This is a genomic window from Malaciobacter sp., assembly GCF_055140965.1.
Genome location: NZ_JBSRRO010000011.1, coordinates 47,952 through 58,562, shown reverse-complemented (window position 1 = coordinate 58,562; position 10,611 = coordinate 47,952). Strand labels below are relative to the sequence as shown.

The following is a 10,611-nucleotide window of genomic DNA, read 5'->3' as shown; positions in this document are numbered from 1 at the left end:
TTCTCGTTCGACTTGCATGTGTTAAGCACGCCGCCAGCGTTCACTCTGAGCCAGGATCAAACTCTCCATAAAGTGTTTGTTCTCTGACTAATTATGTATTTCTATACAAAATTAATTACTCATTGTTTTATCATACTTTTTTGTATGATATTATAGACGAAGAATTTGTATTCTTCTTATTTTTCTTGTCATATATATATTCAGTTTATAAAAGTTACTTCTCTTACAAACTTACTTTGTGTTAAAGAACTCAATCCCCTTCTTCAGCTCTCAATCTCTTGTTTGCCTCAGCGAATTTGGACGGGAATTATAGACAAATTCTTTCCCTTTGTCAAGGGTTTAAACTTAACTTGAGCTTAAATTTTTGAGGTTTTACCTATCTTTTTTGCTTTCTCTATATTTTATGGGGTTTATTATTATTGAGTGAATTAATAATGTTATTGTAAGTGATTTTTTTAGTCTTAAAGACAATTATAAGTTATTATATTATTATTTTTATGATTCAGACTTCAATTAATGAAGTCATAATGTATTCAAATTTATATAAACTGATTATTAGAAGTGGTACGCCCTATACGATTCGAACGTATGACCTACGCCTTAGAAGGGCGTTGCTCTATCCAGCTGAGCTAAGGACGCATAAATGAAAGAAAAAAAGCCTTACACAAATGATAAAGAAATCATTTATATAAGGCTTATATGGTGCGGATGAGAGGATTTGAAAAATCCGATAATCAGCATTCAAAAACCCGATATAACGGTCTTAGTTGCGTTTTGGGGAAACCATTTTAGTAGTCCTTGGGGCAACCAATTATGTTTTTGTGAGTGAAATTATAGTAATTTATTCTTAAATTGGGATTAATTTTTTAATTTTTGTTATAATTCATCTATCATTACTTAAAACCTAAGGAAAGTAATTAAACTTTCCTTATTACTCATTAGGCTTTATTATTTCACTATTTATTAGATATTTTCTTTTTTCTTTTCGTAGAAGTCCCTTAGATACTAATGTTTTAAAAGCTCCATTAACTATGGACTTGCTTATTCCAGTTTGTTCAACTACTTCATCTTGTGTTATATCAATTTTATTTTCATCATCCATTATTTTTATTAAGTATGTCATTACTTTAATTTTTTTACCACCTAATCTCTCTAATACTGTTATAAATTCATTTGTATTTATATATAATTCTTTCTTCATATCTATACCTCTTATCTACTTTTTTTAACTTCTGATATTAATCTTTTCTCTTCTTGTTCAATTTCTCTTTTCTTCGCTTGAAGCTTTGCTAATCTCTTTTCATTTGAAAACTTGTTATCATTTGATTTATTATAAAATTCATATGGCATAAAATCGTACTCTATACATAGTTTTTTATTTTTTTCAGTTGCTCCAAGTACTGAAACAATTTGAGTATTTAATACATATTTTCTTTTGATTTTTTTAATAAAGCCATTAGATACTAATGCCTTGAATGTGTCATTAACTGTTTTTTTGCTTATTCTTGTTGCTTGCACTACTTCATCTTGTGTTAAGTCTATTTCATTATTTATATTCATATTTTCAATTAAAAATTCAACAACCATCATTTTTCTATCACCAGTTAAATTTGTTAATATTTTTATTACATCTAATAATATAACTCTTCTCCAACCTGTTTTATCCATAGCATCACCTAATACATTTTTTCTCATTAATGTAAAGCTTTCTAATTTCCCAGTTTCTGGGTCTTGAAATGTCTTTTCTGTAAATAGTTTTTCTTTTATCATTACTTAAAACCTCCTTAGTTTAATTTAACTTTAAGAATACTAACATTATTTATAATTATTTTCTTAATTTTGGAGTTAATAGTTCAAAAAAGAAGACTAAAATAGTTTAATCAGAATTAAACTTTTTTGATTTTTTGGTAGTTTTAGTTTTTTCATTTTCAGAAAAAAAAACTAAAAAAAGCTCGATATAATCGTATGTTAAAGGGCAAATATTGCAAAAAACTAAAAAAACTAAACTTGGTTTCAATAGTTTTTTCATTTTTTAATAAAAAAACTTCTATAAAGCCCATAATATAGGGATTTTATAAAAGAAAATTAGCAAAAACTAAAAAAACTAAAACAAATTTTACAAAATAGCTTTAAAGCCCTATGTAGTAGTGCATACAGAGTTTTATTAAAAAAAATCTCCTCTTTATCTATAATATTTTAAGGCTATCATAATTAATTTTATTATTATTTAAAATAGCTCCCATCTCACCTTATGCTTCTTGAATAGTGCTTTGATTTCTTGATTTAGTAATCTTTTCTGTTGTCCTATCCCTTTATAAATTGGTAATCCTCTCCATAATCCCCTTATGTTATGGTATTCTCTACCTTTCCTATTTTTAATAGCTGTTTCAACTCTACCCCTAAATGACTTATAAAACTCGTTAGATAATCTATAAGTCCATGTATTCCTATTATCTTTAAACAAAATAAACTCTGTATGTTCTGATATAGCAAGAGTTAAACCTTTATTAGGGTCTATCTCTCTAAATTCTCCCACTTGGTCGATATTTTCGCCCTCTGTGTGCAAAACTACTACAAAATTAAGATACATAACTGCAACATAGTTAGCTTTTCCACATTTTCTTTTATATTGCCTTTTTCCATGCGTTAAATTAGTTTGATAGTAATTTTCTACCTTTAAGCTTATTTCGTGCTTTCTATGTGCCTTTTTTGATGGAATTGAAGCTATTTTATAATATTTGTATCCAGCTCCTACATATCTAATTACATAATTACAAAATTGTTTTAAATTTTCTGCTCTTTTCATATTACACCTCTACTTATTAAAAGTATAAAGGTCTAAAAGTCCTTAAAGCCTTGATATATCGCTATTTCTCAATAGTTTTATATCTGTTATCTCTCGATATATGACAACCATCTAAACCCTCTTTAAAGGGCTTAAAGGGTTGCCACACCCTAAAAATTATTCGCCTCGTAGTAGCTTAACCGATTTGCATTATTGAAGTTGCCACACTTCACAAAATTGACTCTGACGGACTATCTCGCCATTATCTCATTCGGTCATCACTACACCTCTCGACCCCCGACACCATTCGGTAGGGTCTTGCCTTGTTAGTTATATATGTCTGTTTGTTTCTACTTAGGGTTAGAGTTATCCATTGTAAAGCTAATAGCGGTAGAATACACAAAACCCGCCTTACTCTCCTTTATCAGGCTTTCAGTCGCTTTAAAACTTCGTATCTGTTGATAGATTTTATCCATATAGAATCTTACACGGTTGCCTATTTCATAGTCATAGGCTTTAACTTAGTCCATTTACTAAGCCCTTTACGGGTTGAGCTATTTAGTAGGTAAATTACTTCCCTTACTTCCCCCGCCGTGCTTGTGTAATAGCCTTTCGAACTATCGCCACAAGGTGGATTTACACCACTTCATATATAACAAGCTTATCAATTTTTGGTATGATAAACTGTTTCCAAGTCGCCCATATTTTTATCATTTTGTATTGAGTCGAAGCCGATAATTTCAATCGACAGCTCTCACCATATCAGGGCAAGCAACTTTCATTGCACCCCGCCACACGGCTATATTTTACTTAACTAATTGGCGGTTAGTTATTGGTAAATATAGAAGGAAAACCTATTGCTATTTTTCCTCTGCGAATAATTTTTTTGGCTAATTGGCTATGTTATTTTTATAACATTTTTATTAATTTATTCTCTCTTTTTTTGTTAAAACTTTACTCCTTTTTTAAATTATTTTTATGTTTATAGACTTGTAATTTCTTTTAATTATAGTCTTCATTTTGTTATAGCATTGTGAAAATTTTTCTGTAAGTTTGTAGTTCATTTAAACGATTTTTGTTGCTCAAAAATCGTGTATTCCTTATTAAAAGGTTAATCAATTTCGATAAAATCGAACTTGATTTGCTTTAATAATTTGCTTAGGTTTTGAAGTTTTTTTAGATGGTTTTTAGTTAGCTTTGCGTTCATAATTTTATACATTCCAACGCTTCGCTCAATAAGGAAATGATTAAAAAATTTTAATCATTTTTGTTATTTTTTATTGCATTTCTTGTTCAAAAAGATATAAATTTATTGGCTTAATTGCTTGTAATAGTTTGTCATTTTCTTTACTCAATCTATCAATTTTATACTCTAAATCTTCCTTATGATTTGAATATTTTTGTTCCAATTTTTCCATTAATGCCATTTGTTTTTTAATGAAATCTAAGGTCATTTTTTGACCTTATTATTGACCCACTTTTATATACCTAAAAGTCTTATATATTCGATATTTTGAATATATTTTAGGTCATTGATTGACCTAAGTTTTGACCTTAAATATACAAATAAGGTCTATTTTGACCTAAAAAATAAGCTCTGAAAACACCATAAACTCAAAGGCTTCGCCAGAATAGTAGGTCATTTTTGACCTACTCTATCCTGCCCTTTCTAAAATATCTCAAAATACAATTATTTTAAAAAATTTGTAATGCGTTGTTTTTGTAATGCATTTTGTAATGCATAAAAAAAACAAGATTCCCTTATTTAAGGCTTTTATTAAAGAAAAAAGTGCTTGCATATTGTAATGCATAAGATAGATAAGAAAAGAAAAAGTGCATTACATTCGTGCATTACAAAGTGCATTACAAAATACAGGTTAAAAATGTAATGCATTTTATGTATCTAAAAGAGCAAAAACTACGAGCTTGTCTTTTCTTTTGTGTAATGCATAAAAGAAATAGAATTACAAAATTTGTAATGACAAAATGAAATGTCCCAAAGGGGCGAGTAGTGCCCTCCAAAAATCCATAGGATTTTCGAAGGAAATCCGCATTAATTAATCAGCTATATAATTTAACAACTCTGTTTCTAATATACCAGTAGTTTGACATTGTGTTTGACCCATTTGAGTTTGCCCTTTTTCATGAGAACTAAAACCGACTGTCCAATTTTGGTAATGAGTTTGTGCAGGATATACAACCATATTCTTATTAGTTCCAGTTAAAACATATTTTACATTTACTTTCATCTTCTGTTTTTTCGTTTCAATCTTTTGAAGTAATATGTTAGCTCTACCAGATAAACTTTTATTAGATTCAACATTTATCATTGTTGTCCCATTCATTGTAGTAAACCGTGCACTCTCTGCTCCAGAAAAATTATAAGTGGCTTCACCTCTCAGGTTTTTAAAATAGCCCGTCCATCTTCCACAGTCTACATATGTATTAGGATTAGAAGCACTAAAACTAATATTAATAAATCCAGAATCTTTACTCATGTTATTAATAACAAAAGAATTATCAGTTAAATTGTTTACAAGTTCATCCCAAGCTTTACCATATTCCTTATTTACAATTTTTGAAGTTGGAATTTTCTCAGCACTAAAATTTGATGGTGGTGTATAATTTAATGATGATTGAGCACATCCAGTAAACGCAATTGCAACAGTAGTTGTAAATAGTATATATTTTACAAGTTTATTCATTTGCTTCCTTTGTGTATAATTAAAGTAATTATATAGTATTTTTTCTTTAATCCTAAACTAACTTATATAAAACTTATTTATTCTTTTAACTAATGGCTTGAAATCTATTTTATAATCACTTTTAGAAATTGCTTCAATAACAACTTCTGTTCTGTAATCTCCATATCTTTTTTGAGTTTGTGAGTTTTGAGAATGTCCCATAAAGTATTCTAAAAGTCCATCTTCGATTAATCCTTTTAAGCTTCCACTAAAATTATGCCTAAATGAATGTAGGTCTAATAATATATCTTCATTTTCTATATTCTCTTTTGCTTTTTTATCTAACCATGAAAACTTGAAATCCTTTTTATTGAAAAGTTTAGAAAATGCATTTCCATATCCTCGGTTCTCTGTATAATACAATTCTGAAAATAATCTTGTCTTATTATCTTTTCGTTGCTTCTCAACAAACTTTAAAATCCCTAACTCTATTAAAGTTGGGTGTATAGGTATTTTTCTTCTACTACTTTTATTTTTTAGTTTTTGGTCTTCATGCTTATCTTCAATTCTAAAAAAATGCACTCCCTCTTTTTCTGTAATTTGTTCTGTATAGATTTGTGCTATTTCGTTTAATCGACAACCAGTAAAAAGTAAAATTAAAGGTATCCATATTTTAGATGGATTAGTTTTTAAATTTTGCTCTAAATCTTCACTATACCATTTGCTTTTATAAAATAATGAAAATAATTGCTCAGGATAAAACTCTTTTCTGTTTTTATCATCTTCTAAGTCTTCCGTAGATATTGATACTTTATATCTCAATCTGTTTTTATCAAGATATTCATATTCAATAGCATAATCTAAAAAAGCATTAATGTTGATAAGTTTGTTTCTTGTTGTTTTTTTAGCTATCGGGGTTAGCTTTTTCTTTTTTGATGTTTCGATAATCTCCCTAAAACTCTTAGCTTTGTCAAATAAGGTTCGGTTTTTATTTCTATCAGGTAAAAAGAAAATATCAGCTAAAAAGTTTTTCATATCTTGATGCGTTAAATCAATTAAATAGTCTTTATCTATCAAGTCAAAAAATATTCTAACATCTCTTCTGTATCTTTCAGGCTCTTTTGTTTCACTTGACTTTTTATCCATAAAATCATTTAATATTTCTTCTTTTTTCTTATTGTAATAGCCTTTACTTGCATATATTTCTTCAATAGTTAAAGGCACTTGCATATTTTGATTATGTTGTGAATAAGTTTGTATAGATTGATTATATGGGTTATTATCCCTTTTTATGTATGTATTAGCATAGTCTGTTCTACTTAGGTTATTCTCTTTATCATTCTTTAAAAGCTCTATCTCGCCTTTAATTACTTCATCTTTAAGTCTATGTTTGTTTTCTTCTGAAAGTATAGATAGTGCGTAATCACACTTATTTTCCAATTCTGTGGCTTTAATTAGGTTTTGGTATACATTATCCCTCTCAGGAGAAAAAACGCTCTCTGTAAGCTGTTTTATAGCTTTTTCAATAGCTTTTGGATGACTACCTAATCTAACTTTACCCTTTTTAGTTGTGTAAGTGTATCTTTGTTCTCTAAGATTTGAATATTTTGTATAGTCCTCTTTTGCTTCATCTACATAGTCTTGAACTATTGACTTTATATAATCTACTTCCTCATACCAATCCATAATATCGACCTTTTCAGTTAATAACTTATCAAATTTAGGCGTAATTATAGCGATTATATGGTTAGCTTCTGTTAAGCTATCTGTTCGTAGTGAAACTACTATATGCTTTTGAGTTGTTGGAATTTTTCTTTTGAAGTAATATTTAGTTCTATGCTTAATTAAATATTTCATAGTTTTACCTTTTGGGGAAACCATAAGGGCAACCAATGGGGAAACCAAACTAAGAAATCGTTAAAAATAAATCTTGGAAAGTCGATTTTAAGGGGTTAGTGGTGCGGATGAGAGGACTCGAACCTCCACACCGTGAGGCACCAGATCCTAAGTCTGGCGTGTCTACCAATTTCACCACATCCGCAAAGTGGTACGCCCTATACGATTCGAACGTATGACCTACGCCTTAGAAGGGCGTTGCTCTATCCAGCTGAGCTAAGGACGCATTAATATAATAAATGGGGTAAGTAATGGGATTTGAACCCACGGCCCTCGGAACCACAACCCGATGCTCTAACCAACTGAGCTATACCTACCATAAAAAATCTAAGATGGTCGGGGCGAGAGGATTCGAACCTCCGGCCCCCTGGTCCCAAACCAGGTGCGCTAACCAGACTGCGCTACGCCCCGACAAGTTTACTTTTTAAGTTGTTTCTCTCAAAAAGTGGACGGAATTATATTATATTTTTTTTTATTTGTCAAGGGCTTTTATAAAAAAAATCATTTTTTTTTGAAATTTGTAATTTTGCCTTGATAATATAGCAATTTTATACAATACTATTTTAATTTTTCCTGATATAATTTATTATTATGAAAAAGTCAAATAAAATAGTTCACAACATAAAGTTTTTAAAACCAAAACTTAACAAAGATATTATTATATATGAAGGTCATTTTAATAATTTCAATTATGATAAACATGTACATGAAGAGTATACAATTAGTCTTATTGAAAAAGGTCATATGAATGCTTTTTTAAAAGGTTTTAATCATAAATTTGACAAATCTTCAATAATCACAATAAATCCAGATGAAGTGCATGCTTGTGCTATTGCAAATAATAATGAGTATAAACATCGTTCATTATATTTAAAGCCTGAAACAATTAATGAAATACTTAAATATAATTTTTCTAAAAAACAATTATCTTTTCGTGATTATCACTTTAATAATGAACACATCTACAATAGATTATCTTTCTTAATTAATCATGACAATATTCCTTATATTAATACACTTACATGGGAGTGTGAATTAATTGATATCATAAACTCTATTTTACAAATAAATTCTAAAGCAATTAACTTAATTGAGCTACCATCTAACCACTTATTAATACAAAAAGTGAAAGATTATTTACATGATAACTTTTACATGCAAATTTGCTTAGATGATATATCAAAAGAGTTTGGAATATCTAAGTACCATTTTATTAGACTTTTTAAAAAGCATACCTTTGTCTCAGTTCATGCGTATTTGATGCTAATAAGAATCGAAAAAGCTAAACAATTTTTACAAAAAGGCATTAGTCTTATTGATACAGCATATATGTGTGGGTTCAATGATCAAAGTCATTTAAACAAAAGATTTAAAGCAATCACTGGTTTAACGCCAGGAGAATACAAAAAATTTTTCAATTAGCAAGCTCATACAATACAAAAATATTCTATTTTGCTAATCTTACAGTATGAAAAATGAAATAAAAAAGGGATTTATGGCAAATTTGCCAATTAGCGTAAGTGTTTTTACATATGGTGCAGTACTTGGAATTATCTGTACTTCAAAAGGTATTAGTTTTTTACAGTTAGCTTTAATGAATATTTTCATTTTTGCTGGATCTGCACAATTTTTAATTGTTGATATGTTAAGTAATCCTATAAATATTTCTATTATTATATGGAGTGCTTTACTTATTAATCTTAGGTACTTTTTAATAGGAGCATCTTTAAATGAATTTTTTAGAAATACTAGTTTGAAAAAAAAAGCTTTTATTATGCACTTTGTCACTGATGAATCATGGGCAATAACCATGAGTAAAAAAGATGAAAACTTAAGTGTATATTTCCTATTGGGAGGAGGATTATGTATATTTATAGTATGGTTTCTTGGAACTTTAAGTGGATACTATTTTGGTGAGTTTATTTCAAATCCAAAATTATTTGGCTTAGATTTTGCATTTTTAGCACTATTTACTGCAATAATAACAAGTATGTATAAAACAAAAAATGATTTAGTTATTTATTTATTCACTGCATTTATTGCAGTTATTTTTGAAAAAATTATACCAAACATGTCATATATAATAATCTCTGCATTATCTGGTTCTTTTTTATATGTATATTTAAATAAAAGAAGTTGTAATGAGTAGTTATGATATTTTAACTATTATATTCTTTGTTGCAATAGGTACTTACACCTTAAGAGTCTCAGGATTACTTTTATCTAATAAACTAAAAAAATTTAAAAATATCGATATTTTTTTAGAATCAATTCCTGCAACACTATTAATTGCTTTAATTGTTCCTTCTATAATAAAAATTGGGATAATTGGTATTTTTGCAGGGTTTACTACTATTTATATCATGTATAAAACAAAAAGTGTTTTATTGTCTATGAGTAGTGCTGTATTTATTGTTGCTTTATATAGAAATGGACTTCTTTTTTAAAGAAGTCCAAAAAATTATTTAAAATTGAATCAATCCATCAACAGGAGAACTTGCAGTAGCATAAGGTTTTTTAGGAATTCTTCCAGCTTTATAGCCCATTCTTCCTGCAATAACTGCATGTTTCATAGCCTCTGCCATTTTTAAAGGATCTTTTGCTTGTGCTATTGCAGTATTTGTTAATACAGCTTCTGCTCCTAATTCCATTGCAATTGCTGCATCACTTGCACAACCTACTCCAGCATCAACAATAACAGGAACTTTTACTGCATCTTTTATAAATGCAATATTATATCTATTTTGAATTCCAAGTCCAGAACCAATAGGAGCTGCTAATGGCATAATTGCATCTGCACCTGCATCTTCTAATCTTTTAGCAATAATTGGATCATCATTTGTATATGCCATAATTGTAAAGCCATCTTTTTTTAAAACTTCACAAGCTTTTATTGTGTCAATCACATCAGGATATAAAGTTTTATCAGCATCACCTATAACTTCTAATTTTATTAAATCAATTCCTGTAGCTTCTCTCATAAGTCTAAATGTAGTAATTGCTTCTTGTGCAGTAAAACACCCTGCACTATTTGGTAATAACTGAACATTTGTATCTTTAAAATAATCTAGTAAATTCTCTTCATTTGGATTTGTAATATTTACTCTTCTAATTGCAACAGTAATAAGTTCACTTCCACTTGCTAATGTAGCATCTTTTGTTGTTTGGAAACTATCGTACTTCCCAGAACCTACAATTAATCTACTATTAAATTCATACTTCCCTATTTTTAAAATATCGCTCATT

Annotated in this window: 10 protein-coding genes, 5 tRNA genes and 1 rRNA gene; 3 read left to right on the top strand and 13 right to left on the bottom strand. The window is 28.8% G+C overall.

The window, feature by feature from the left end:
* From ACTCCZ_RS05085 to ACTCCZ_RS05030, 12 genes are all read right to left on the bottom strand, one after another.
* A 16S ribosomal RNA gene (locus ACTCCZ_RS05085) occupies window positions 1–72 on the bottom strand; the annotation flags it as partial.
* Window positions 73–562: 490 nt separating this feature from the next.
* Window positions 563–639 (bottom strand) — tRNA-Arg (locus tag ACTCCZ_RS05080).
* Window positions 640–931: 292 nt separating this feature from the next.
* Window positions 932–1,201: a replication/maintenance protein RepL gene (locus ACTCCZ_RS05075; RefSeq protein WP_079578871.1), complete on the bottom strand. Its 270-nt coding sequence runs from the start codon at window positions 1,199–1,201 to the stop codon at window positions 932–934.
* 11 nt (window positions 1,202–1,212) lie between these two features.
* Window positions 1,213–1,770: a replication/maintenance protein RepL gene (locus ACTCCZ_RS05070; protein WP_079578869.1), complete on the bottom strand. Its 558-nt coding sequence runs from the start codon at window positions 1,768–1,770 to the stop codon at window positions 1,213–1,215.
* Window positions 1,771–2,227: 457 nt separating this feature from the next.
* Window positions 2,228–2,806, bottom strand: coding sequence for a hypothetical protein (locus ACTCCZ_RS05065; protein WP_079578867.1), 579 nt, complete (start codon window positions 2,804–2,806; stop codon window positions 2,228–2,230).
* Window positions 2,807–4,062: 1,256 nt separating this feature from the next.
* Window positions 4,063–4,239, bottom strand: coding sequence for a hypothetical protein (locus tag ACTCCZ_RS05060; protein ID WP_159445742.1), 177 nt, complete (start codon window positions 4,237–4,239; stop codon window positions 4,063–4,065).
* 603 nt (window positions 4,240–4,842) lie between these two features.
* On the bottom strand, window positions 4,843–5,490 hold the full coding sequence (locus tag ACTCCZ_RS05055) for a hypothetical protein (RefSeq protein WP_079578865.1): 648 nt from the start codon (window positions 5,488–5,490) through the stop codon (window positions 4,843–4,845).
* Window positions 5,491–5,547: 57 nt separating this feature from the next.
* Window positions 5,548–7,326 (bottom strand): site-specific integrase, encoded by a 1,779-nt coding sequence (locus tag ACTCCZ_RS05050; RefSeq protein WP_079578863.1) that lies wholly within the window; start codon window positions 7,324–7,326, stop codon window positions 5,548–5,550.
* 99 nt (window positions 7,327–7,425) lie between these two features.
* Window positions 7,426–7,510: transfer RNA gene (locus ACTCCZ_RS05045), tRNA-Leu, on the bottom strand.
* 4 nt (window positions 7,511–7,514) lie between these two features.
* Window positions 7,515–7,591 (bottom strand) — tRNA-Arg (locus tag ACTCCZ_RS05040).
* Window positions 7,592–7,605: 14 nt separating this feature from the next.
* Window positions 7,606–7,682, bottom strand: a tRNA-His gene (locus tag ACTCCZ_RS05035).
* Window positions 7,683–7,698: 16 nt separating this feature from the next.
* Window positions 7,699–7,776: transfer RNA gene (locus ACTCCZ_RS05030), tRNA-Pro, on the bottom strand.
* Between the two features lie 180 nt (window positions 7,777–7,956).
* On the opposite strand from ACTCCZ_RS05030, the gene ACTCCZ_RS05025 reads away from it, so the two are divergent.
* The 3 genes from ACTCCZ_RS05025 (at window position 7,957) to ACTCCZ_RS05015 (ending at window position 9,812) form a co-directional block, all read left to right on the top strand.
* Window positions 7,957–8,787, top strand: coding sequence for an AraC family transcriptional regulator (locus tag ACTCCZ_RS05025; protein ID WP_079578861.1), 831 nt, complete (start codon window positions 7,957–7,959; stop codon window positions 8,785–8,787).
* A 73-nt stretch (window positions 8,788–8,860) separates the two neighbouring features.
* The gene (locus tag ACTCCZ_RS05020) at window positions 8,861–9,514 is read left to right on the top strand and encodes an AzlC family ABC transporter permease (RefSeq protein WP_196778274.1); all 654 of its coding nucleotides are present in this window, start codon (window positions 8,861–8,863) and stop codon (window positions 9,512–9,514) included.
* Window positions 9,507–9,812, top strand: a complete 306-nt coding sequence (locus tag ACTCCZ_RS05015) for an AzlD domain-containing protein (protein ID WP_079578858.1) — start codon at window positions 9,507–9,509, stop codon at window positions 9,810–9,812. Before ACTCCZ_RS05020 ends, ACTCCZ_RS05015 begins: the two co-directional genes overlap by 8 nt.
* 18 nt (window positions 9,813–9,830) lie before the next feature.
* Here the strand turns inward: ACTCCZ_RS05015 and ACTCCZ_RS05010 are convergent, their stop codons facing one another.
* Window positions 9,831–10,610, bottom strand: a complete 780-nt coding sequence (locus ACTCCZ_RS05010; protein WP_079578855.1) for a thiazole synthase — start codon at window positions 10,608–10,610, stop codon at window positions 9,831–9,833.
* Between the last annotated feature and the right edge of the window lies 1 nt (window position 10,611).